The organism is Amycolatopsis sp. QT-25, from assembly GCF_029369745.1.
Classification (GTDB): domain Bacteria; phylum Actinomycetota; class Actinomycetes; order Mycobacteriales; family Pseudonocardiaceae; genus Amycolatopsis.
Map to the genome: position 1 here is coordinate 5,482,898 of NZ_CP120210.1, position 21,011 is coordinate 5,503,908.

At 70.2% G+C, this 21,011-nt stretch carries 26 protein-coding genes, 1 pseudogene and 1 riboswitch; of the genes and pseudogenes, 9 read left to right on the forward strand and 18 right to left on the reverse strand.

Going from position 1 to position 21,011, the window contains the following annotated elements:
- Positions 1-437 precede the first annotated feature (437 nt).
- The 3 genes from P3102_RS25280 (at position 438) to P3102_RS25290 (ending at position 2,887) form a co-directional block, all read left to right on the forward strand.
- Positions 438-650: a DUF3072 domain-containing protein gene (locus P3102_RS25280; protein WP_044853409.1), complete on the forward strand. Its 213-nt coding sequence runs from the start codon at positions 438-440 to the stop codon at positions 648-650.
- Positions 651-818: 168 nt separating this feature from the next.
- Positions 819-1,622: an alpha/beta hydrolase gene (locus P3102_RS25285; RefSeq protein WP_276362311.1), complete on the forward strand. Its 804-nt coding sequence runs from the start codon at positions 819-821 to the stop codon at positions 1,620-1,622.
- Positions 1,622-2,887, forward strand: coding sequence for a SpoIIE family protein phosphatase (locus tag P3102_RS25290; protein ID WP_276362312.1), 1,266 nt, complete (start codon positions 1,622-1,624; stop codon positions 2,885-2,887). Before P3102_RS25285 ends, P3102_RS25290 begins: the two co-directional genes overlap by 1 nt.
- 141 nt (positions 2,888-3,028) lie before the next feature.
- On the opposite strand, the gene P3102_RS25295 is transcribed toward P3102_RS25290, so the two are convergent.
- The 3 genes from P3102_RS25295 to P3102_RS25305 are packed head-to-tail and all read right to left on the reverse strand — an operon-like array spanning position 3,029 to position 4,979.
- Positions 3,029-3,307 carry a hypothetical protein gene (locus P3102_RS25295; protein ID WP_276362314.1) on the reverse strand — a complete coding sequence of 93 codons (279 nt, stop codon included), beginning with the start codon at positions 3,305-3,307 and terminating at the stop codon, positions 3,029-3,031.
- An 8-nt stretch (positions 3,308-3,315) separates the two neighbouring features.
- Positions 3,316-4,056 carry a 5'/3'-nucleotidase SurE gene (locus P3102_RS25300; protein WP_276362315.1) on the reverse strand — a complete coding sequence of 247 codons (741 nt, stop codon included), beginning with the start codon at positions 4,054-4,056 and terminating at the stop codon, positions 3,316-3,318.
- Positions 4,056-4,979 (reverse strand): PfkB family carbohydrate kinase, encoded by a 924-nt coding sequence (locus P3102_RS25305; RefSeq protein WP_276362317.1) that lies wholly within the window; start codon positions 4,977-4,979, stop codon positions 4,056-4,058. The genes P3102_RS25300 and P3102_RS25305 overlap by 1 nt, the downstream gene beginning before the upstream one ends.
- 123 nt (positions 4,980-5,102) lie before the next feature.
- Between P3102_RS25305 and P3102_RS25310 the strand changes: the two genes are divergently transcribed.
- Entirely contained in the window at positions 5,103-5,342 is a 240-nt protein-coding gene (locus tag P3102_RS25310) for a hypothetical protein (protein WP_276362319.1), read from the forward strand.
- Here P3102_RS25310 and P3102_RS25315 read toward each other — a convergent pair.
- A complete protein-coding gene (locus P3102_RS25315; protein WP_276362320.1) occupies positions 5,326-6,096 on the reverse strand; it encodes a class I SAM-dependent methyltransferase in 771 nt (256 codons plus the stop codon). The two genes, P3102_RS25310 and P3102_RS25315, sit on opposite strands and share 17 nt — an antisense overlap.
- A 22-nt stretch (positions 6,097-6,118) precedes the next feature.
- A riboswitch (cobalamin riboswitch) is annotated at positions 6,119-6,272 on the forward strand.
- A gap of 79 nt (positions 6,273-6,351) precedes the next feature.
- Here P3102_RS25315 and P3102_RS25320 point away from each other — a divergent pair.
- From P3102_RS25320 to P3102_RS25335, 4 genes are read left to right on the forward strand one after another with little or no spacing between them, the layout of a single operon-like run.
- The gene (locus tag P3102_RS25320) at positions 6,352-7,860 is read left to right on the forward strand and encodes an ABC transporter substrate-binding protein (protein WP_276362321.1); all 1,509 of its coding nucleotides are present in this window, start codon (positions 6,352-6,354) and stop codon (positions 7,858-7,860) included.
- 1 nt (position 7,861) lies between these two features.
- Positions 7,862-8,803 carry an ABC transporter permease gene (locus P3102_RS25325; RefSeq protein ID WP_276362323.1) on the forward strand — a complete coding sequence of 314 codons (942 nt, stop codon included), beginning with the start codon at positions 7,862-7,864 and terminating at the stop codon, positions 8,801-8,803.
- The gene (locus tag P3102_RS25330) at positions 8,797-9,582 is read left to right on the forward strand and encodes an ABC transporter permease subunit (protein WP_276362324.1); all 786 of its coding nucleotides are present in this window, start codon (positions 8,797-8,799) and stop codon (positions 9,580-9,582) included. The genes P3102_RS25325 and P3102_RS25330 overlap by 7 nt, the downstream gene beginning before the upstream one ends.
- Entirely contained in the window at positions 9,579-10,988 is a 1,410-nt protein-coding gene (locus P3102_RS25335) for an ATP-binding cassette domain-containing protein (RefSeq protein WP_276362326.1), read from the forward strand. The genes P3102_RS25330 and P3102_RS25335 overlap by 4 nt, the downstream gene beginning before the upstream one ends.
- On the opposite strand, the gene P3102_RS25340 is transcribed toward P3102_RS25335, so the two are convergent.
- From P3102_RS25340 to P3102_RS25380, 10 genes and pseudogenes are all read right to left on the reverse strand, one after another.
- The gene (locus P3102_RS25340) at positions 10,985-11,557 is read right to left on the reverse strand and encodes an alkaline shock response membrane anchor protein AmaP (RefSeq protein WP_276362327.1); all 573 of its coding nucleotides are present in this window, start codon (positions 11,555-11,557) and stop codon (positions 10,985-10,987) included. The two genes, P3102_RS25335 and P3102_RS25340, sit on opposite strands and share 4 nt — an antisense overlap.
- A complete protein-coding gene (locus tag P3102_RS25345; protein WP_276362329.1) occupies positions 11,554-12,081 on the reverse strand; it encodes a DUF6286 domain-containing protein in 528 nt (175 codons plus the stop codon). Before P3102_RS25345 ends, P3102_RS25340 begins: the two co-directional genes overlap by 4 nt.
- Positions 12,078-12,482 carry an Asp23/Gls24 family envelope stress response protein gene (locus P3102_RS25350; RefSeq protein ID WP_276362330.1) on the reverse strand — a complete coding sequence of 135 codons (405 nt, stop codon included), beginning with the start codon at positions 12,480-12,482 and terminating at the stop codon, positions 12,078-12,080. The genes P3102_RS25345 and P3102_RS25350 overlap by 4 nt, the downstream gene beginning before the upstream one ends.
- A gap of 5 nt (positions 12,483-12,487) precedes the next feature.
- Positions 12,488-12,664 (reverse strand): hypothetical protein, encoded by a 177-nt coding sequence (locus tag P3102_RS25355; RefSeq protein WP_276362331.1) that lies wholly within the window; start codon positions 12,662-12,664, stop codon positions 12,488-12,490.
- Entirely contained in the window at positions 12,661-12,966 is a 306-nt protein-coding gene (locus P3102_RS25360) for a hypothetical protein (RefSeq protein ID WP_276362333.1), read from the reverse strand. Before P3102_RS25360 ends, P3102_RS25355 begins: the two co-directional genes overlap by 4 nt.
- Entirely contained in the window at positions 12,963-13,433 is a 471-nt protein-coding gene (locus P3102_RS25365; protein WP_276362335.1) for an Asp23/Gls24 family envelope stress response protein, read from the reverse strand. The genes P3102_RS25360 and P3102_RS25365 overlap by 4 nt, the downstream gene beginning before the upstream one ends.
- A 198-nt stretch (positions 13,434-13,631) precedes the next feature.
- A pseudogene (locus P3102_RS37850) lies at positions 13,632-13,922 on the reverse strand (DNA ligase D); the annotation flags it as partial.
- A 159-nt stretch (positions 13,923-14,081) separates the two neighbouring features.
- Complete coding sequence (locus P3102_RS25370) at positions 14,082-14,960, reverse strand: sucrase ferredoxin (RefSeq protein WP_276362336.1); 879 nt, start codon at positions 14,958-14,960, stop codon at positions 14,082-14,084.
- Positions 14,957-16,153 (reverse strand): cupin domain-containing protein, encoded by a 1,197-nt coding sequence (locus P3102_RS25375; RefSeq protein WP_276362338.1) that lies wholly within the window; start codon positions 16,151-16,153, stop codon positions 14,957-14,959. The genes P3102_RS25370 and P3102_RS25375 overlap by 4 nt, the downstream gene beginning before the upstream one ends.
- An 82-nt stretch (positions 16,154-16,235) precedes the next feature.
- Positions 16,236-16,445 (reverse strand): hypothetical protein, encoded by a 210-nt coding sequence (locus P3102_RS25380; protein WP_276362339.1) that lies wholly within the window; start codon positions 16,443-16,445, stop codon positions 16,236-16,238.
- 125 nt (positions 16,446-16,570) lie between these two features.
- Between P3102_RS25380 and P3102_RS25385 the strand changes: the two genes are divergently transcribed.
- Positions 16,571-18,232 carry a RecQ family ATP-dependent DNA helicase gene (locus P3102_RS25385; RefSeq protein ID WP_276362341.1) on the forward strand — a complete coding sequence of 554 codons (1,662 nt, stop codon included), beginning with the start codon at positions 16,571-16,573 and terminating at the stop codon, positions 18,230-18,232.
- A 334-nt stretch (positions 18,233-18,566) separates the two neighbouring features.
- Here P3102_RS25385 and P3102_RS25390 read toward each other — a convergent pair whose 3' ends face one another.
- The 4 genes from P3102_RS25390 to P3102_RS25405 form a co-directional block, all read right to left on the reverse strand.
- Positions 18,567-19,040, reverse strand: a complete 474-nt coding sequence (locus tag P3102_RS25390; protein WP_276362343.1) for an SRPBCC family protein — start codon at positions 19,038-19,040, stop codon at positions 18,567-18,569.
- Between the two features lie 130 nt (positions 19,041-19,170).
- Positions 19,171-19,575, reverse strand: a complete 405-nt coding sequence (locus tag P3102_RS25395) for a hypothetical protein (protein WP_276362345.1) — start codon at positions 19,573-19,575, stop codon at positions 19,171-19,173.
- A 105-nt stretch (positions 19,576-19,680) separates the two neighbouring features.
- Positions 19,681-20,019 (reverse strand): hypothetical protein, encoded by a 339-nt coding sequence (locus tag P3102_RS25400; protein ID WP_276362346.1) that lies wholly within the window; start codon positions 20,017-20,019, stop codon positions 19,681-19,683.
- Between the two features lie 53 nt (positions 20,020-20,072).
- Entirely contained in the window at positions 20,073-20,975 is a 903-nt protein-coding gene (locus P3102_RS25405; protein WP_276362348.1) for a DUF3152 domain-containing protein, read from the reverse strand.
- Positions 20,976-21,011: the final 36 nt, after the last annotated feature.

Consider the following 21,011-nt stretch of genomic DNA (forward strand, 5'->3'; position numbering starts at 1 on the left):
GGGGGCCGACCGGCACCGGATTCGACGGGCGCGGTCTGACGACGGGAACGGTCACTTCGACGCGTTCCATGATCAGGGCGAACACCATGATCACCATCGGGGTCACCAGCACCATCCACATGAAACCTGAGGTACCCGGCGGCTCCGGGTCTCAACCCCTTGATCGATTCTCCGGCCGGAGTCGCGTTCCGACCGGCATGGGCGGGCCTATTGAGCCGAAGGGCCGATGTGTCGTGCGCGGGGTCTCTCCCTTGGGGCGTGCGAAGGGTCACATGCCCTCCACACGGGGTGTCGTCGCCGTCGCCGAACACGACGGCATCGTGCCGGACGGCGAAACGCGGCGGCCGGAATTCGCGAGCACCTTCCCTTGAGAGGTGTGTGTTCCCGCCCGACCGGGTAATCGCCGCACGACCATGTGCCCAGCAGAAGGACGTCAGATGAGCGACAACACACAGCCGAGCGACACCCCGAGCCCGGAGAAGCCCCGCGAAGACTGGGCGACCGGTGACGAGCCGATGACCGGACCCCAGCGCTCCTACCTGGGCACTCTCGCCCAGGAGGCGGGTGAGACGATTCCGGAGACCTTGACCAAAGCGGAAGCGTCGGAGCTGATCGACCGGCTCCAGAACCAGACCGGACGTGGGCGGTAACGCGCCTCCCGTATCGGACGGCCGGACGGACAGGCCACGCGGAAGGTGTGGGCTTCGCGTCGCCGCCGCCGTCGACGACCGGGCCGAAACCCTCGCTCGACCGGACGGCGGCACGGCTCGCCGGTTGCTAAGTTCCATCGCGGCGGAGCGGGATGCGAGGATGCGGGGATGGATGTCAGCCGAAGGAACAACGTCGTCGTCACGGGGCCCGCGGCCGGGCCGGTGGTGATGCTGGCGCACGGGTTCGGCTGTGACCAGAACATGTGGCGCCTGGTGGCGCCGATGCTGGCCGAGCGCCATCGCGTGGTTTCCTTCGACTACGTCGGTTCGGGGCGATCGGAATGGTCCGCCTGGGACGAACGACGGTATTCGTCCTTGGCCGGTTACGCACGCGATGTGCTGGACGTCTGCGAGGAACTCGACCTGCGCGAGGTCACGTTCGTCGGGCATTCGGTGAGCGCCATGGCGGGCGTGCTCGCGGTGCAGGCCGCGCGCGACCGGTTCGCGTCGCTGGTCCTGCTCGTACCGTCGCCCCGCTACATCGACGACGGGGACTATCGCGGTGGGTTCAGCGCCGAGGACATCGAGGAACTCTTGGAGTCGCTGGAATCCAATTACCTCGGCTGGGCTTCGGCCATGGCCCCGGTGATCATGGGCAACCCCGATCGGCCGGAACTGGGCGAGGAGCTCACCGCCAGTTTCTGCGCCACGGACCCGGCGATCGCCAGGGTGTTCGCCCGCACGACGTTTCTCTCCGACTCACGCGCCGAGCTGGCCGGAGTGGACGTCCCGACGCTGATCCTGGACTGCACGCAGGACGTGATTTCCCCGCCGGAGGTCGGTGCCTTCGTGCAGGCGTCGATCCCGGGCAGCCGGTTGCGCACCCTCGACGCGGTCGGGCACTGCCCCCAGCTGAGCGCACCGGAAGCGACCGCCGGCGCCATCCTGGAATTCCTGGAACACCGGCATTGATGTCCCCCAGCGGACAGTGCCCGCCACAGCAGCCCGACGACGCGGGAACGGATGTGTCCTTTTCGGCCTTGCTGGAGGACAGCGCCGAGGAGCTCTACGAGAACGCTCCCTGCGGCTATCTGTCCACCCTCATGGACGGCACGATCGCGAAGATCAACGGCACGCTGCTGGAGTGGCTGGGCTACCGGCGCGACGAGGTCGTCGGCCGGAAGCGGTTCTCCGATCTGCTCAGCGTCGGCGGGAAGCTCTACCACGAAACGCATTTCGCACCGCTGCTGCACCTGCACGGCGAAGCGAAGGGCATCGCGCTGGAACTGCGCACCGCCGGTCGCGATCAGTTGCCGGTGCTGGTGACCTCGGTGGTGAAACGCGGCAGCGGAGGCGAGCCACTGCTGATCCGCACCACGATCTTCGACGCACGCGAACGCCGCTCCTACGAAGGGGAACTCCTGCGCGGACGCCGGATCGCCGAAGAAGCACGCAAGCACGCGGACGCCGACCGGGCACGCTTGCGGCAGGCGCTGGCGGTCCTGCAGAAGAGCTTGCTGCCCGCGGCCCTGCCGCAGATCCCGAACCTCCGGTCCGCCGCCCACTACCACACGGCCTCACCCGACCAGCTGGGCGGCGATTTCTACGACCTGTTCCCGCTCGCGGGCGGCCGGTGGGCGTTCTTTCTCGGCGACGTCTGCGGCAAAGGCCCCGAGGCGGCGGCGGTGACCTCGCTGATCCGCTACACCCTGCGCACCACCGCGATGCACGATCCCGACCCGGTCGCCACGCTGATCACGCTGAACTCCGTGCTGTACCAGCGATACACCGGCGGTGACACCCGTTTCTGCACGACGATCTCCGGCACTCTGGAAGCCGAGGGCGACGCCGTGCGGGTGCGGCTCGCCGCGGGTGGGCACCCGCCGGCGCTCGTCATCCGCGCCGACGGTGACGCCGACTATCTCCCCACCCCGGGCGGGATGCTGATCGGCTTCCTGCCCGACCCGGTCTTCACCACGGCCGAAACGGTGCTACGCCCCGGAGACACGATGCTGCTCTACACCGACGGGCTCACCGAAGCCCGCACCGGCCACGACCGCGCCCTCTACGGCGAAGAGGCCCTCCGCTCCCGCGCCGGTGAACTCGCACCCGTATCACCGGAAGCGCTCATCGCCGACCTCACCGACCTGCTCGACAGTTTCGGCGACGGCCTCAGCGACGACGCGGCCCTGCTCGCCCTCGGCGTCCCTCCGGGAAACCGAGAGCGAGCACACTGACCGTCTTACTCGCTCCGCCGACGGCACGAGGGCCCCGTCAGCGGCTGCGACCTCTCCTCGGCTTTCACCGGCGACGCGGTGCTGCTCCGGCTTCGCCTGGGCGGAGCGCGGAGCCCAGGGGCCCTGGGCTCCCTCGACGTGTCACTCCACCTGACCGAGGTCCTCGCGTCGAACGTCCTGGCGTGCGAGTTCGGTCGTCACTTCGTCGATCTTCCGTTCGAGGCGCGCATCGTCCGCGAGCAAGGCGCGCACCTCGTCGTCGTCCAGTTTCAGGAGTGCTTTCGTGACGTGCCCGGCGAGGATGGGCTGGTGTTCCTGCACCAGCGGCAGCAGCGCCAGGCCCAGCCGCGCCTTTCGCTGCTCCGGGGTCAGCTCGGCGAGCGCTGCGGCGGACACGTCTTCCCGGTCGTCGGAAGGCATGCGGATGCTCACCAAGCCAGGCCGGGGTCTTCGGCGACCGAGTTCAGCGCGGTCACCGTCGCGTGGCCTTCACTCAGCAGCCGGGCGTCGCTGCCCGGTGACAACTCACCCTCGCCCGTGACGGCGGTGAGGGTGAACGTGTCGTCCTCGTCGTTCTGGACGTGACTGCGCACCGCACCGAATTCGGCCAGCCCGGTGCGCTTCGGCGGCCCCACCTCGGCGAGATCGGGCACATTGAGGTTCAGGACCGTGCCGGCGGGCAGTTCCGTGAGCCTGTCGAACAGCGTCGCGGCGACACCGACGGCGGTGTCCCAGTGGGGTCGCGGCCCGGGCGCCAATCCCACGTCGAGGGACACCGCGAGCGCCCTGGCACCGTTGATCGAGGCGGTCAGCGCCGCACCGACCGTGCCGGAGTGCAGGATCGCGCGCCCGACGTTCGCCCCGTGGTTCACCCCGGACAGCACGATCTCCGGTGGCTCGCCGAACCTTCCCTGCGCGGCGGCCAAGGCGATCAGCCCGGGGTGCGCGGCGACGGCGAACGCCGGGACCTCGGGGAGGCCGGGCAGTTCCCGTCGTTCGACCGCGACCCGCCCCCCTTCCCCTGCTCCGGTCAGGCCCGCGCTGGTGCCGCTGGCCTCCGCCGCGGGTGCGGCGACCACCACGGTCCAGCCGTGGTCCGCGGCGCCGCGGGCCAGCGCCGCCAAACCCGGCGAGTCGATACCGTCGTCATTGGTGATCAGGGCACGCATCAGGAGGCCTCCCACGGTTTCAGGCGTACTCGTCCCATGAGTTCCCGCACGGCGCCGTCGCTACCCGAACCGAGACCGTGTCGTGTCACATTGATCGCGCCCGCCGCGGCCCCGAGCTTCACCGCGTCCTCCAGTGACCGGCCTTGCGCGAGACCGACCGCCAGCCCCGCGGTCATCGAATCCCCGCCGCCGCGGGTGTCGACCGGGCTCAGGTCCGGCGATTCCACCAGCACCAGCTTTCCTTCCAGGTAAGCGAGCGTCTCCTCGGCCGCGCGGGACACGACGACCGCTCGGGCACCACCCGACGCCAGCTCACGGCAACCGTCCGCCAGATCGGCCAGCGAATCCGACTTGGCCAGCCCGTCCTCGACCATCTCTTCGTGACTGACCTTGATCACCGCCGGATCGCCCGCCAGCGCACAGGCGAGTCGTTCCCCGGACAGGTCCACCACGACCGGCGTACCCTGCGTGCCCAGATCCCGGGCAAGCCGCTCGTACATCGAATGCGGCACCGGCACGTCGTCCTCGTCCGGCCCGCTCAGGGTGGCGACGTCCGCGCGCAACCCCTGGACCAGGGTCAACTCGTACAGATCGTCGAGTTCGTGCCGGGTCAACGCGTCCGCGGGCATCCGCACCATCTCGTCACGACGGCCGTCCCGCCGATCGTGTACGTAGGCGCCGTTGCGTGCGGCGACTTCGCGGACCTCGGCATCGACACCGATCAGATGCCGCAGCACCTGTCCGGTTTCCCCGCCGAGCGCACAGCACAACACCGCCCGCGCGCCGAGCGCCTCGATCATCCGCGACTGCCACACCCCCTGTCCGCCCGCGTGCACGTGGACGTCGGGCGCCCCGTCCAGCTCTTCCACCGTCACCGTCAGCTGTGGAGACGGCGCGAACACCGCCACTCGACCCTCAGTCATACCGGGGTTTACCCGTTTTGCCGGATTTCACTCGTCGGTGTCCGGCGGAGCAAGCCCGGAACCACGGGAACTGTGCGGAAATTACCCGCAGACCGGCACCGGACGATCTGCTTGGCTGACCCGGTGCTGAAGAAACTTTTCGCCGCCACGGCGATCACCGTCCTGTCGATCACCGTCACCACGCCCGCGCAAGCCGCGCCCGCGTACTACCAGCAGACCGTCACCGGGTCCACCCTCGCCGAGTGCAACGCGGCGGGCTCCCAGCTCGCCCAGCAGAAACGCGCCCAGGGCTATCTCGTCACCTGGACCGGCTGCGGCCACCAGCGCTTCGGCTACGTCGGCTTGGTCAGCTGGTCGGACTGAGCCCGGAGGGCAGGCGCAGCGCCGCCAGCACGTAGTCGTCGCCGAACTGCCACACCGGGGCCGCTTCCGCGAAGCCCGCCTCCCCGAGCAGTCTGGTGTGCTCCTGCGGGCTGAGCCGGTTGCCGTAGCCGGTCGAGATGCCCCGCAACTCGTCGGCCGTGAACCGCTCACGCAGCGCGGGATCGGCCGCGACCGCGGCCCACCAGCTTTTCCAGTCCTCGTGGGTCCCGACTCCGGCCCGCGCGGCACGGCGGTTCTTGACCATTTCGGTGAGGTCGCGGATGCCGGGTCGCGGGTCGTGGAAATGGTCGCCGTTGACGAGCGCTCCGCCCGGCCTCAGCGCGACGGCGAGGTCGCGATAGACCTCGGCGAGCCGTTCGGGACGCAGCCAATGCAGCGCGGTGGTCGAGACCGCGGCGTCGATCGGCCGCCACCCCAGCCGGCCGGGCTCGGCGAGATCGGCTCGGACGTACTCGATGTCCGCGTGCTCGGGCCGGGTGGCCTCGGCGAGGGCGAGCAGGAACGGATCGTTGTCGATGCCGACGACTCGCGCTCGCGGAAGCCGCCGGGCGAGCCTGGTGGCCAGCGATCCGGGGCCACAGCCGAGGTCGAGCACCAGCGGCTCGGCGACGTCACGGCAGATGTGCTCGACGACGTCGATCAGGACGGCGAAGCGTTCTTCGCGGTCGGCGACGTAGCGTTCCTGCTGGACGTCCCATCGTCGCACCCAGCCTGCCGCGAGTTCCCGGTCCACCGCGCTCCCCTCGTGATCTTCATCCTGTCTAGCACACCTCGGTCATGGGTTACCGTGTGCGGCACAACGCAAGAAAGCGCCCGTCGGGGGAAGCCGGTGCGAATCCGGCGCTGACCCGCAACCGTGAACGGCCTGTGCCGTGAGCCGGACTGCCCGCCGAGTGCTGCCCACCCCCACTGTCGTGGAGTACGGAGCGGGGTCCCGTTCACGTGCGGCCACGCGCCCGGGACAGTGCTCGATGTCCCGGAGGTCCCTATGACGCGTCATCCGCTCACTCGTCGGCGCCTGCTCACCCTGGCCGCACTCGCGCCCTTGGCCGCCTGCGGCACCGCGCCGTCGGACACGGGCAGGCTGAGGGTCGCGTTCGCCGCGGGCGGGTCGAAGGAATCCCTGGATCCGTCCCAGGTCTCGCTTTTCGTCGACCAGGCGCGGGCCAAGGCGCTGTTCGACACGCTCGTCGCCTACAACGCCGACACCTCGTTGCGTCCGCGACTGGCCGAGTCCTGGGAAAGCGACGCCTCCGGCACGCGCTGGCGGATCAGGCTGCGGCGGGCGGCCTTCCACGACGGGCGCCCGGTCACCGCGGACGACGTGCTCCACAGCTTCCGGCGGATCGCCGATCCCGCACTGGCTTCCTCGTCCCGGCAATACTTCGCGAAGGTGGACTTCGCCCGCAGCAAGGCGGTGTCGCCCACCGAACTCGCACTGACGCTGACCGCTCCCGACTTCGAATTCCCGTCGGGGTGGGGCGCGCCGGGTGCGGAGATCGTGCCCGCCGGGACGACGGACTTCACGGCACCGATCGGATCCGGCCCGTTCCGCTTCGTCTCGTTCACTCCCGGTGGCCCGGCGGTGTTCCGCAAGAACGAGTCCTATTGGGACGGCGCGCCGGGCATCGACGAGCTGGAATTCGTCCCGGTCAACGACGAAACCGCGCGCGTCAACGCCTTGCTGTCCGGGCAGGTCGACTACGCCCACGATCTGGCGGCCGGCACCGCCGCCCGGCTGACCGGCGACGCGCGCGTCTCGCTGCTCGAAGCCAAGGGAACGACCATGCAGGGCTTGATCCTGCGCCTGACACAGCCGCCGTTCACCGACGCGAGGTTGCTGCGCGCCGTACTGTCCGGAGTGGACAGAGAGGCGCTGAACCGCGTCGCCTTGGCCGGTCGCGGCGAGATCGGCAACGACCTGTTCGGCAAGGGACTCCGCGGGTACGCCGCCGGGATCCCCCAACGCCGGCGCGACGGGGAACTGGCCAGGGCGCTCGTGCGGGAGGCAGGAGCCGAGGGGCTCGCCTTCGCCCTCGAAACCAGCGACGTCGACCCGGGTTTCGCCACCGCGGCCACACTGATTTCCCAGCAGCTCAAGGAAATCGGACTCGACGTCACGCCGAACACGCGCGCGTCGAGCACTTACTTCGGTGAGATCAAGACCAAGGGCGTCGCCGCGCTCACCCGCACGGCCACCCTGCCGGTGGCGACGTTCCTCGACCAGCGCTTCCGCACCGGCGGCTCCAACAACGTCAACGGGTTCGCCTCACCGGAGTTCGACGCCCTCCTGGACCGTGCCGCGGCCACCGCGGACGAATCCGCCAGGCTGGCGCTGTTCGGCGACGCCCAGCGGATCGTGCACGACTCCGGCGGTCTGCTCGCCTGGGGGTTCAGCACCTGGACGATCGCCGTGTCGAAGCGGGTTTCCGGATTGGTGACCGCGCCGCCGAACACCTTCGACTGGGCGAGGTTCGACCGCGCCCGGCTGTCCTGACGTGCCGGGTCACACCGTGCGCCGGCTGGGGTTCGCCGTGCTGCAGGCGATGGTCGTGCTGGTCGCGACGTTCGCCGTGACCGCGTTGCTCCCCGGCGACGCGGCCTCGGTCGTGCTCGGCGAACAGGCCACCGACGAGCAGGTGGCGACCGTCCGCCAACGACTCGGTCTCGACCAGCCGCTCCTCGACCGGTTCGGGAACTGGTTTTCGGGACTGGTCACCGGCGATCTCGGCCGGTCGCTCGTGACCGGTGCCCCGGTGACCGACGAGATCGCCCGCCGCTGCGCCGCCACCGCGGTGCTCGCCGGGGTGACCCTGCTCGTGCTCGTACCCCTCGCGCTGGGCATCGGGGTGACCTGCGGCCTGCGTGAAGGGTCGCGGATCGACCGGGCACTCAACGCCGTCACGCTGTTCCTGCACTCGATCCCGGAGTTCGTCCTCGGCCTGCTGCTGGTCGCGGGATTCGCCGTCTACACCGGGTTGCTTCCGGCCACCGCCGCCGGAACGGACTTCACCGCGCGTCCCGCGGCGCTCGTACTGCCGGTGATCGTGCTCGTCGGCAGGCAACTGTGCGACGTCGCCCGGCAGCTCCGGATCGGGATCGCCGAGCGGACGCGGGGACCGGTGGCCGAGCATCTGCGCCTGCTCGGCCTGCCTGAACGCACCGTGGTGCTGCGGCATCTCCTGCCCGCCGCCGCGGCGCCGGCCGTACAGCAACTCGCCCGCGCCGTCGAAGGGCTGCTGACCGGCACGGTGATCGTCGAGTCCCTGTTCGCGATCACCGGCCTCGGCACGGGTTTCGTCGAAGCCGTGCAGAACCGGGACATCCCGCAGGTGCAGGGATACGTGCTGGTGTTCGCCGGGGTGGTCGTGCTCGGGAACCTCGTCGCCGACCTCGTCGCGCACCGGCTGACCCCACGCCGGGAGCTGGTCACGTGGTGAGCAGGGCCCTCGGCTGGTCGCTGCTCGCGGTGCCGCTCCTGCTCGCGGTGGCCGGACCGGTCGTCGCGGGCCCCGTGGTGACCGTCGGGGCACCGTGGCGGGCACCGGACGCCGCCCATCCGCTCGGCACCGACGTCCTCGGCCGCGACACGCTCACCGTGATCCTCGCGGGTGGTCTTCCCGTGATCGGCATGACGGTCGCCGCGCTCCTGCTCGCCTACCTCGCCGGGGTGCCGCTCGGGCTCGTCGCGGCCGGACGCGGACGGCTGGCCGACGAGACCGTGATGCGCTCACTCGACCTCGTGCTGGCTTTCCCCGCACTGCTGGTCCTCATGGTGCTCGCCGCGACCGGACACCGCGGGCCCGGCGTGCTCGTCCCCGCCGTCGCCGTCCTCCAGCTACCGGCGATCACCCGCGTGGTGCGGGCCGCGGCTCTGGCGCCAGGCTGCCGGACCGCCGTGGAAGCCCTGACCCTGCAAGGACATTCGTGGTCGCGGATCCACTTCGGCTACGTCGCCCGGCACGTCGCCGGTCCGGTCGCGACCGACGCCGGCACCCGGCTCGGCGTAGTGCTCTACCTGCTGGCATCGGCGAACTTCCTGGGACTCGGCCTGCCCGCCGACTCCCCGGACTGGGCCGTGGTCATCGAACGCAACAGCGAAGCCCTCTACACCGCCCCCGCGGTGGTCCTGGTGCCCGCCGCGCTGCTGATGGCCCTGTGTGTCGGCACCAACCTCGTCACCGACCGGCTGCTCGCCGCCCGGCGGATGATCCCGTGACCGTGCTGGAGATCGACGGACTCTCCGCCCGCGCCGGGGAAACCGTTCTGTTCGAGGACGTCTCACTCGCCCTCGAACCCGGCCACGTCCTCGTCGTGCTCGGCGCGTCCGGCACGGGGAAGACCACGCTGGGCCTCGCCGCGACCGGACGAACCCGGCCGGGAATCGAGCTGTCCGGTTCGGTCCGCCTCGCGGGATCCCCGCTGCTCGATCTGCCCGCGTCCGCACCGCGAAGAGCGCGGGCCGGCCTCATCGGCCACCTGCCGCAGCAGCCGTCGGCGGTGCTGGACCCGGTCCGCCGCTGCGGCCCGGTACTGGCCGAACTCGCCGCGCTTCACCACCACGGCCGGGCCGCGCGGCTGACGGCGGCCCGCACCGCCTTGGCGGACGCGGGACTCGAGCCGGATCTGTGGCGCCGGTTCCCGCACCAGCTGTCCGGTGGACAGCAGCAGCGCATGGCCCTCGCCACCACTCTCGTGACCCGGCCCCGTGTTCTCGTGCTCGACGAACCGACCAGTGGTCTCGACGCGGCGAACAGGACCGCGCTCATCACCCGCCTGGCGGCGCTTTCCGGTGCCGGGACGGCGTTGCTCATCCTGACCCATGACCTCACGCTGGCGCGTGCCTTCGCCGACGATGTCGCCGAACTCCGCGACCACCGGTTGGTGCCGTCCACCGCCGTCACCGACCCCAGGCGCTTCGACGGTCCTCCGGCCGCGTCGCCTGCCTCCCCGCTGCTCGTCGTCCGCGGGCTCACGGTGCGGGCGGGGCGGACGACGCTCGTCGAGGACGTCGACCTGGAGCTGGCGCCGGGCAGCCGCACCGCGCTCACCGGTGTCTCGGGCGCGGGCAAAACGACGTTCGGCCGCGCGCTGGCGGGCTTGACCCCACCGGCCGCGGGCACGATCGAAGTCGACGGCGTCCGGCTCCCGCCCCTCGCCCGTCGTCGCGATCGCACGCGACTGCGCGCGGTCCAGTACGTCCACCAGGACAGCCGCGCCTCGTTCGACGAGTTCCGCGGGGTGCTCGACCAAGTGGCCGACACCGGCAGGCTCCTCCGCGGCCTCGGCCGTGCGGATGCCCGGCTCGAAGCGGCGGAGATCCTGCGTTCTCTCGGCGTCGACCCGCTCGATCACCGCCCTGGCCGGCTCTCCGGCGGACAGCTCCAGCGCTGTGCCGTGGCCCGCGCGCTCATGGCCCACCCGCGCGTGCTCGTCTGCGACGAGGTGACGTCGGCTCTCGACGCGGTCAACCGCGTCCGGCTGCTCGACGTCCTCACCGCCGCGGCGGACCGGCACGGCACCGCACTGCTCCTGATCAGCCACGACGAGACCTTGGCCCCGTTCGTGGATCGCACGCTCGCCGTCGCCGATGGGCGCTTCTCGACGAACTCGGCCCCGCGCTAGAGGGCGCGCGCGCCGGTCTTGGCGGAGAAGCGGAACTCGACGGTCGCCGGCAGGGCATCGAGGTCGAGTGCCTGCCGCAGCCGCGGCAGGCCGTCGGTGTCGATCCGGCGGCGGATTTCGCTGACGTCACCGTCCTGTTCGGCGCTGATCACGAGCGCGACAGCCGGCGTGTCGCGGGTCCCCGCGAGCGTCGCGTGCGCGGCGTGGACGCCGGGATAGCCCGTCACCTCGGTGACGAACGGCTCGATGGCGGTGCTCGCGGCCAGCTCGGTGCGGCCGGCGGCGGGGTCGGTGTCGAAGCGCCAGGTGTGGGTCTTGGGCTTGTGGGTCAGCTGCGCGACGAGCCAGCGCAGCAGGACCAGGCCCAGTACGACCGCCACCGCGGCCGCGACATAGAGCGCCCAGGTGGGCGGCTGTCGGGTACCGGCCACCAACGCGGATTCCGGGGACAGGACGGTGAGCTTGCCGAAATGGGTCAGCAAGGTGAAAGCACCGGCCGCGATCAGCACGAGTCCGAAGAGGGCGAGCAACGTGCGATTGAGCCGGGCGGGCCGGTTGAGGCTGGTCATGACGCGCTCCTGGCACTGCGGACCTTGACCTTGACGGTCGGGCGAAGGGCGGGGTCGATCTGGTCGAGCCGGTGCGTGATCGCGCCGTGAACGGCTTCGGCGAGGCCATCGGTGGTCGCCCGCCCGGTACTCACCTTCGCGGATACCTTGCGGGGCTTGAGTTTCACTTTCGCGCTGGACACACCGTCCACGGTGGCGGCCGCGGCGCGAAGGGTGGAGCGGTAGCTTCGCCGCGAGGCTCCGGAGTCCAGGTCGCCCCGCAGCGGCAAGACGGTGAGCCTGCCCGGCAGGATGGCCGCCAAGATCAGGATCAGCCCGAGGAGAACCGAGACCCCGCCGATGACGGCCGTCGCGACGTCGTTCCAACGCAGGTCGTGCAGGGTGCCGGCGACGGTGTCGTAGCGAATCCACGGGGTCTCACCGAGGAGCATCTGGATCGCGACGACCGCGACGAGGGCGCACGCGGCGAGCAGGACGATCGCGGTGAGCGTCGCGGGAATGCCGCGGCGTGGGCGCCGTTTCACTGGACCCTCCTCTTTTCGGCGGTGGCGGTGTGCAGCGCGGCGACGGTGATGTCCACCTGCGACACGGCGAGACCGGTGAACTCTTCGACACGGCGCATCAAGTGCCGCCGGACGTTCTCGGTGGTGCGCGAGACCGACATCGGGTAGCTGATGGAGAGCCTGACGTCGAGGGTGGCGTTGCCCCCGGTGACCTTCGCGGTGACCTTGGCGCTGTTGTCGAGGTCTTCGCCGCCGACGGCGACACCGAGCACCCGGCCGGCGGCGCCGCCGACGCCGTCGACCTCGGTCACCGCGTGCGCCGCGATCCGCTGCACGGTGCTGTCGGAAATGGTGAGGACGCCCCGGTCCCCGGCCTCGGCGGGAGCCGGTTCGAGGGTCGTGCTCGACAGGGTGGCGGTCAATGGGATCAGCCCCTGTCGCGTCCGGTGAGCTGCGAAAGGTCGAGCTTGCCGTCGAGAACACGGCCGGCCAGCAGGCCCAGCGCGCCGAGGACCAGGACGATGATGAAGGCGCTGAACCCGCCGAAGGCGGCCGCGAGCCCGAGAGCGAGGCCCGTGAGAAGGCCGAGCTGGGTGGAATTCATGATTTCTCCTTGGCAGTGCCGGTCGGTGCGGGGGCGATGTCGCCGATCCGCACGTGAACCGGGAGGCCGACCGGCCCCACCGCCGCGCGGACGTCGTCGCTGATCTCGACGGCGGTCGCCGGGTAGCGGCCGGTGACACCGATGGTGATCTCGTCTTCACGAACGCGGATTCCCGGTATCCGGCGTCCGCGCAGAAGGGTGGCGATCTCGCCGAACCGGCCGCTGTGCAGGCCCGCGATGTGGGGTTGGGCCTGCACAGCGGTGGCGATGCGGTCGGCGTCGATCTCGACGCCGGGGCTCACTGGACGCGGCCGGTGTCGCTCTTGGTGTCCTCGTCTTCGTCCTCTCCGGGGATGTGCACGTCGGAAACGTTGATGTTGACTTCGACGACCTCGAGCCCCGTGATCTGCTCGACCGCGCCGATGACGTTCCTGCGCACCGCGCGGGACAGGTCGGCGATGGACACGCCGTACTCGACGAGGATCTGCAGATCGACCGCGGCCTGCTTCTCGCCGACCTCGACCGAGACACCCTGGCTCGCCGAGGCCGTGGCACCGGGAATGCGCTCACGGATCGCGCTGAACGCCCGGGCCGCACCGCCACCGAGGTCGTAGACGCCGGAGATCTCACGGGTCGCCAGACCGGCGACCTTGGCCACCACGGTGTCGGCGATACTGGTCGTGCCCTTGCTCGACTCCAGCGCGCCCGTGCCGGTCTTCTCGAGCTCGGACGACTGGCTCGATGCCTTGCTAGCAGTCGGATTCGTCATGCTTTCTCCTCTGGTCGGTTCCTGTGGTCTCGGTGGAGGTCCCTGGGGCTCCATCGTTCCTTCCACACCACTGGGACACGGCACTGAGCAGATCGTCACGACCCCATCGTGTGACACCCATCTCCGCCCGGCTGGGGAGCGAGGATCACCCGATCGCGCCGATCGACGACGGCCGCCGGGGGCGGAGGCCCGAAATCCGTCCGCGGTGAACACCGGTTGTGCCGGACGACGGCAGGAGCGGACTTCGTGCCCGGTGACCGGGGTGGAGACGGTCCGCCGGGCCTTGGCCATCACCGCGGTCACCTCGTCCGGGGTCTCGCGTGCCAGGCGTCGCGCGAGCTTCTTCGCGTAGGCCGAGGGCGCGGCGGGGTCGTCGGTGGAAATGGCGCAGCAGCGCTGCGTTCCCTTCGATCCGGACGTCTTCGCGAACGGCGTCGGGCCGTCGTCGGTCAGCGCGGCGTGAAGCCGTTCCGCGACGCGGCAACGATCTCGGCGCCACCACGGTCGCCCGTCGTCCGCGCCGTCACCGGCTCCCGGCGTCCGAGCCGGGCGGAACCCGCTCGTCCGGCGGCGGGGAACGACGGTAACCCCGAACAGCCCGATAGCGCCGGATATGTGCAGGCGGGGGTCCGGCCAGCAGGACGGTATCTAGTACCGCAGACCCAGCAACTCGAACGTCCTGATCCGGCTCACCGGTTCGGAAGCACAGGTGAGCCGGCGGTTCGCCGGGACGTGTCGTTCGCGCAGGTACACCGTGCAGTCGGGGCCGGTGAACTCCACGCGCCAGTCGGAATCGCTCTCGCGTACGTCCTCGACCAGCCGGAGATCGTCGATCCCGGTGGCGCCGGTGGCGGCGCGTGCGTGATGGTGAGCCGCTTGGACCAGGGGCGCGAACGAGGACCGGCCGCGAAGGTACTTCGTGTCGAGCGTGCCGCGCAGGTACTCCCGGACGACGCCGCTCACGTCGCCAGGGCGAAGACCGCCGAAGGTGAAACCGTGCGGCAGCAACACCATCGAGGGAGCAAAGCGGCAGCCGCCGAGGTGACTGCATTCCCAGGTGGCCTCCGGGAAGTCCGCGGCGAGCGCGGCCGCGAGGGAACGACCGCGCACCGCGCAGCACGTGTCGTGCCTGCCGTGCACGCACACGAGCGCGAGGGGTTCCGGCCATCGGCGCCCCCGCGCGGAGGTGGCGAGGGAGAGTTCGGCGGTGCCGGTGAATTCCCCGGCGCGGATCTCTTCGCGGCCGGGCCGCGCGTCGATCCGGAACCAGCGATAGGGCCGTTCCCGCGCTTCGGTGCGCCGGGAGACCCGGCGTATCAAAGCGATCCGGCCGTCGACCCGCCGCGCCCAGGCGCTCATCGAGGCGACCGCGGCCGGGTCGATTCCGGACTCCTTGAGCGCGAGCCGCCCCCACGGTCCCGGATGCTCGATCAGGAGCCAGTGCCCCGCGGGGGGCGCCGTGCCTTCACCGGGGTCGCCCGCGGCTTCGGCCAGGTCCGCGCACCGGCCCGCCGGTGTCACGGTCATGCGGTCGCGGCCATCAGCACGCCTTCCCGGAGCAGGCGGCGCACGAGCACGAGCTGATCGGCCGGGTCCAGGCCCGGGATCTTCCCCACGCGCCACGTTCGTCCGTCCAGCAACGCCGTCAAGGCCGCCGAGGTGGAGGACGGCAGCGAGAGGCGGCGATCCGGGAGTTCGAGCGCGATCCGGCCGTCCGTCGCGTCCCCGATCCGGAAACGCAGGCCCTCGCGGCGCCGCACCAGATCCCCGTCGCCGAGCTTCAGCGCGAACCGGGCGGCGGCGACCGGTGCCAGCGGTTCCGGCCGGTTACCCTTCCACGCCCTGTCGCGAACGTGCCGGGCGACCTCTTCGCCGGGCACTGCCCGCAGGGCGTCGATCAGATCCTCTCGAACGGACTTGAGATGGCCTTCGAGCTGCTCCGGATCCGCCACGTCGATTCCCAGCGGAAGGGACGCGCGCAGCCGCTCGTCGGAACCGGAGAGCGCGGTGAGCGCTTCCACCAAGGCGTAGGTGGTGATCACGTGGACGCCGACGGTCAGATGCGCGGAAACGTCACCGAGCGCCGTCGCCGAGTGGAGCCAGCCGCGCGGCAGGTACAGCACATCACCCGGTTCGAGGACTTCGTCGATGACCGGGGCGTCGTCACGGACCCGCGCGGCGACGGCGCCGGCGTGCCCGCTCCAGGGCTGGTCGCGCAGTGGTGCCGGGTGGACGGGCGCGTGCACGTTCCACCGCTTGCGACCGGCAAGCTGAAGCACGAAGACGTCGTGCACGTCGTAGTGTGCCGAAAAGCCCTGCGACGACGGCGGGGTGACGTAGGCGTTGGCCTGCGCGGGGTGGCCGAGTTCGCCGGTCAGCCGCGTGGTGAAGTCGATGATGCCCGGCCAGGTGCGGTGCAGCGCCTGGAGCACGATCGTGCTGCCTTCGGCGAAGAGCGCGGCGACCCGGTCGTCGCGGACCTGGTCGCCGATTTCGGCACCGACCCCACCGCCGTCGGTGAACGACCGGGAGTCGACCACCGACCCGTCGCGGGCCATCCGGAGGAACGGCGTACGCAGTCCGCGGCGGGAGAGTATTTCGTCGACTCCGTCGAGGTCGAGCAGATCACCGAACCGGCCGCCCGTCCGCCGCAACAACGGCGCACGGCCCCAATGCCGGACGGAGAACTCCTCGAGGTCGGGTCCGACCAATCGGGTCAAGACCCCTTCGGGACCGCGGCCGGCGGCCGGTACCGGGAGGCTTTCGCCGCCTTGCCCGGTACCGGTCTTCGGCTCGCTCGGATCAGCTCGCTCCACTGTCCGCGCCGCCGTCGGCTCCGCCGTCGTGCTGGCCGGGAGTTCCCTCGCCGGCACCGGAGTCGGCGGGGCCTTCGGCACCACCGTCGGCACCACCGTCGTGCTGGCCGGGCGTGCCCTGGCCCGCCCCGGAGTCGGCCGGTCCTTCGGTTTCCTTGTCCGAGGTGGTGGAGATGTCGTCATCGTTCAAGCTCACGTCGGTTCCCTTTCACTCAAGCGGGATGGATCGCCGACTGGCTACCCCGGATCGGCACGGCGCACACCTGCGGGCGCGAACAAGAACGAGTTCCGCGTTCGCCGACACCGCCGTTTCCGCGCGGGATGCGGGGGTATCACCGGCTGGTGAAGGCAACGGAAAGACGCGAAGAGTTGCAGCGAATCGCCGCGGAGGTCTTCGGCTGGCCGGAACTCACCGGCGAGCAACTCGAGGCGATGGAGCACATCGTGGCGGGTCGCGACGTGCTGGTCGTCCTGCCCACCGGCGCGGGAAAGTCCGCGATCTACCAGGTGCCCGCCATGAAGCTGGACGGCGTGACGCTCGTGGTGTCCCCGCTGATCGCCCTGCAGAACGATCAGCGGGAGAGCATCGAGGACAGCCACGCGCCGGACGCGGTCGCGGTGAACTCCTCGCAGCGGGCGAGCGAACGGAAGAACGCTTGGAAGGCCGTCCGGGAAGGCGAAGCGGGGTACTTGTTCCTCTCGCCGGAGCAACTGTCCAAAGAAGACGTTCTCGGCACGCTCAACGAGCTGGAGATCTCCCTGATCGTCGTCGACGAGGCGCACTGCGTCTCGGCTTGGGGCCATGACTTCCGCCCCGATTATCTTCGCCTGGGGCCGGTGATCGAGCGGCTCGGACATCCGCCGGTGCTGGCCCTCACCGCCACCGCCGCGCTGCCGGTGCGCGAAGACATCGTCGAACGGCTCGGCCTGCGAGACCATCGTGAGGTGGTCGCCGGGTTCGACCGGCCCAACCTGCATTTGTCGGTGGAGCGGTTCAGCGACGACGAAGACAAACGACACATGGTGGTCGCACTGGCCCGGTCGCTGACGACCGAGCACGGAACCGGCCTGGTGTACGTCGCCAGCCGGAAGGACGCCGAGTACTTCGCCGACGAACTCGCGCGCGCGGGTGCGCGCGCGGCGGCCTACCACGCCGGCATGAAGACCCACGGCCGCGAACAGGTCCACGAACGGTTCCTCGCCGGCGAGGTGGACATCGTGGTCGCCACCTCGGCGTTCGGCATGGGCATCGACAAACCCGACGTGCGGTTCGTCCTGCACGCGTCGGTCCCCGATTCGCTCGACACCTACTACCAGCAGATCGGCCGGGCCGGCCGCGACGGCGAACCCGCCAGGATCACGCTGCTCTATCGGCCGCAGGATCTGGGCCTCCAGAAGTTCCTCACCGCCGCCAAAGCCCCGGAAGAGGTCCTCGGCCAGGTGGCGAAGACCCTCGGCGAACACGACTCCCCCGTTCGGTCTGCCGATTTGAAGGACACAGTGGACGCTTCGGCGGCCCGGCGCACGAAAGCGGTCAATCTGCTCGAGGAGACCGGAGCCGTCGGCACCACCGAGGACGGGCGGATCGAGTACGTCAACCGCGATCTCCCGCCGGAGCAGGCGGTCCAGCAGGCCGTCGAGGTCGCCGAACGACACCAGCGGCTGGTCCGCTCCCGGATCGAGATGATCCGCGGCTACGCGGAGACCCTGGAATGCCGTCGCCGGTATCTGCTCGGTTATTTCGGGGAGCAACTCGCCGAACCCTGCGGTAATTGCGACACCTGCGACTTCGGCACCGGCGAGCGGAAAAGCGGGGAGAACGGCGAGTACGCCGCCAACAGCACCGTCCACCATTCCGAGTGGGGCCGGGGCACCGTCATGTCGGTGGAACCGGACCGCGTCACGATCCTGTTCGACGACATCGGTTACAAGACCCTGGACCTGTCCGCCGTCGAGGAGAACGATCTCCTCACCGTCGAGTAGACCAGGACCGGGCGAAACCAGTCCGCCGCCGGGCGAGGAAATCGCCCGGCGGCGGATCGAGGTTTCCGGCCGGTCATCGCCGCACGCCGGACCGGGTCCACAGCACCGCCCAGCCGGTGGCGAATCGCGCCGCCTTGTCCGGCAGGCTCAAGCCGGAGAGCACCGCGTCGGCGGCGTCCGAAGCGACCCGGATACTCGAAGCGACCGCAGCGGCCGCCTCTCCGGGGCGAACATCATCACCAGGCCGATCGCGGTGTCACGGACCCCGCTCGCCGACGGCACCGAGTCAGCATGGGCAGGCGGAGTTCTTTTCGACCGGACCGGGAATCGAAGGTCAGCCGCCGTGCTGGGCAGGGCGGTCGACATCTCCGCGCCACGCCCCGGTCTCGTTGCCGTCCCGGTTTTCCAGGAAGGTCTTGAACCGGTCGAGGTCTCCCTGCACGCGGCGGTCGAGGACACCGAGCTTGTCGGCGACGTTCTCGACGAACCCCTCGGGGTCGATGTCCATCTGAACGGTGACCCGGGTGTGGGAGTCGTCGATCCGGTGCACGGTGACGACGCCCGCGTGGTTCGGGCCCGTGTCGGACTTCCACGCGACCCGCTCGTCGGGGTGCTGTTCGGTGATGGTGGCGTCGAATTCCTTGGTTATTCCGGCGATGGTGACGGTCCAGTGCGTATGGGTTTCGTCGCGCTGCTCGATGCGGTCGACACCCTCCATGAACCGCGGGAAGTCCGTGAACTGGGTCCACTGGTTGTACACAGCGGACACATCGGCTTGCACATCGACGGATTTGGTGATCGTGCCCATAACGAGGCTTCAACTCCTTCAGATGGTCGGCTTGTCCAGCGAGTACCCGGACTGGGCGATCTCAAACCGATTCATGACCGATTCACCGGTGGCTCCCTGGTCCGTGTCAGGACCGGAAGGCCGGGCTCGATCAGTCCGGTGGCGACGGGGTACGGATCTCGTCGGGCATGGAACCGCCGGGGAAGTCCGCCGAGATACCCGGTTCTTCGACGTAGTCGAGACTGTCCGGCCGTACGTCGTCCGAGTGCTTGACCGCCGTGCGGTCGGCGGCCTCCGCCGTTTCGTCGACATCCGGCCTTTCTTCGGCCAGCCGCTGCTCGAGCGGGGCGGGATGCGCCTGTTCCCAGGGGGTCATGCCGTACTTCGTCACCCCGCTCCAGTGTTCGGGCGGGTCCATCCCTTCTTCCAGCGGGTCGACGCGCAGGCGGTCTTCGTCGAGATCCTCGGCGCTGTTCAGCGCCGCGGGATCGGTTTCCACCTGATCGGGCGGACCGGTGTCCTGGGGAGCGTCGTAGGACTGGTCGTTCTCGGACATGTTTTCTCCTCTCGCGTCGGAAGTCAGCGGCTCAGGGCGTCGCGGATGGCGCCACGGGCGGCCCGAGAAAGAGGTTCGCGGCGATGGTGAACGTGCCAGGCCTCGTCACGCCGATTCGGGAACCAGCACCCGGTCGGTCGCGTACCGCAGGCGCCCTCGTAATCCGTCGACGAAGGAAGGATCGGCGTGAGCCAGCGTCTCGAGGTCGACCTCTCGCGGTATCGGCATCTCGGCCGGGAGCAGCGAGTCGAGGACCAGTCCGGCCGCGCACAACGCCAGGGCGTCGTCCGCCGCCGGCGGCAGGTCCACCGCCTCACGCAACCACGGTGTCAGCAGTACCTCGAACGTCCCGGCGCCCGAACCGCGGCAGCAGTACTCCACCCGGTACCGGGACGGCTCGACGAACCGCACCTGCCAAACCGCTCTCGCCGTGTTCCGCGTCATGACTGCCCATACCCCGTCACGCGGTGGGCAAACCGCGAAGTACCCGGCGACCTTCACGGCACAGCGGTGACCCAGGGGTTGGGGCGGCACACCGCGCCGTCCGGGCCGACCTTCGCCGCCGCCCCCGATTCGGCGCGGTTCAGTTCCGCGACATAGGTGTTGGACAGGCCGAAGGTCTGCTGCATCATCACCGGAGCCGGCGCCCCGTCCGCGGGACAGCCCTCATGACCCCGCCCGAGCGCGTGGCCCACCTCGTGATTGATCGCGTAGCGGTGGTAGCCCCGCAGATCGTTCTGATACGCGTGCGCGCCGCGCACCCAGCGGGCCAGATTGACAATGACCCGGTGCTCGCCGGTCAGGTGACACGACGAGTCGTAAGGGATGGCGAACCCGCAGAGATCCGGGCGACGGCTCGTGCCGGGGCTGGTGAGACTGATGCGGAAGTCCGGTGAGGCGTCCGCGCCGTCGACCCGCCGGAAGGACAGGTCGCCGAGTCCGATCCACCCTCGCGGGTCCGCCAGGATCGACTCGACCTCCGCGGCGAACGACGGGTGGTCGATCCCGTCCTCGATTTCGATGGTGTAGGTCAAGAGCCGCGCACCGGTGCCGGTCGGGAGAGCTCCCGCACCGGCCACCACCCGCCACGTCCCCGACCCGGCGGGAGTGACGGGATCGCCTTCCGGGAGCGCCGCGGACTCCGGCACGTGGGTGATCGGCCGCGCCGTCGTCGTCTGAGGGCTGGGTGAGGGCCGGGGCGGAACGGTGCCCGGTGCTTCGGGAATGTCGATGGCGAACGGTGCGAAGAAAAGGGCCATCGAAAGCACCAGCGCGACGAGGATGACGATCAGCGGCCACCAAGTCCGGTCCACCGGCGTCCGATGCCGGTCCGGCTGCATCCGGTGCCGATCCGGCTGCGTCCGGTGCCGGTCCGGGGGCGACAAAGGCTTGCGTGCCACCGGAATCTTCGGCGGGAACGGCTTGCGAGGCTGCGG

Coding starts and splice junctions, on each gene's coding strand:
- P3102_RS25280 (WP_044853409.1), top strand. CDS start 438: ATGAGCGACAACACACAGCCGAGCGACACCCCGAGCCCGGAGAAGCCC.
- P3102_RS25285 (WP_276362311.1), top strand. CDS start 819: ATGGATGTCAGCCGAAGGAACAACGTCGTCGTCACGGGGCCCGCGGCC.
- P3102_RS25290 (WP_276362312.1), top strand. CDS start 1,622: ATGTCCCCCAGCGGACAGTGCCCGCCACAGCAGCCCGACGACGCGGGA.
- P3102_RS25295 (WP_276362314.1), bottom strand. CDS start 3,307: ATGCCTTCCGACGACCGGGAAGACGTGTCCGCCGCAGCGCTCGCCGAG.
- P3102_RS25300 (WP_276362315.1), bottom strand. CDS start 4,056: ATGCGTGCCCTGATCACCAATGACGACGGTATCGACTCGCCGGGTTTG.
- P3102_RS25305 (WP_276362317.1), bottom strand. CDS start 4,979: ATGACTGAGGGTCGAGTGGCGGTGTTCGCGCCGTCTCCACAGCTGACG.
- P3102_RS25320 (WP_276362321.1), top strand. CDS start 6,352: ATGACGCGTCATCCGCTCACTCGTCGGCGCCTGCTCACCCTGGCCGCA.
- P3102_RS25340 (WP_276362327.1), bottom strand. CDS start 11,557: ATGACCAGCCTCAACCGGCCCGCCCGGCTCAATCGCACGTTGCTCGCC.
- P3102_RS25355 (WP_276362331.1), bottom strand. CDS start 12,664: ATGAATTCCACCCAGCTCGGCCTTCTCACGGGCCTCGCTCTCGGGCTC.
- P3102_RS25365 (WP_276362335.1), bottom strand. CDS start 13,433: ATGACGAATCCGACTGCTAGCAAGGCATCGAGCCAGTCGTCCGAGCTC.
- P3102_RS25370 (WP_276362336.1), bottom strand. CDS start 14,960: ATGACCGTGACACCGGCGGGCCGGTGCGCGGACCTGGCCGAAGCCGCG.
- P3102_RS25385 (WP_276362341.1), top strand. CDS start 16,571: ATGCGGGGGTATCACCGGCTGGTGAAGGCAACGGAAAGACGCGAAGAG.
- P3102_RS25390 (WP_276362343.1), bottom strand. CDS start 19,040: ATGGGCACGATCACCAAATCCGTCGATGTGCAAGCCGATGTGTCCGCT.
- P3102_RS25395 (WP_276362345.1), bottom strand. CDS start 19,575: ATGTCCGAGAACGACCAGTCCTACGACGCTCCCCAGGACACCGGTCCG.
- P3102_RS25400 (WP_276362346.1), bottom strand. CDS start 20,019: ATGACGCGGAACACGGCGAGAGCGGTTTGGCAGGTGCGGTTCGTCGAG.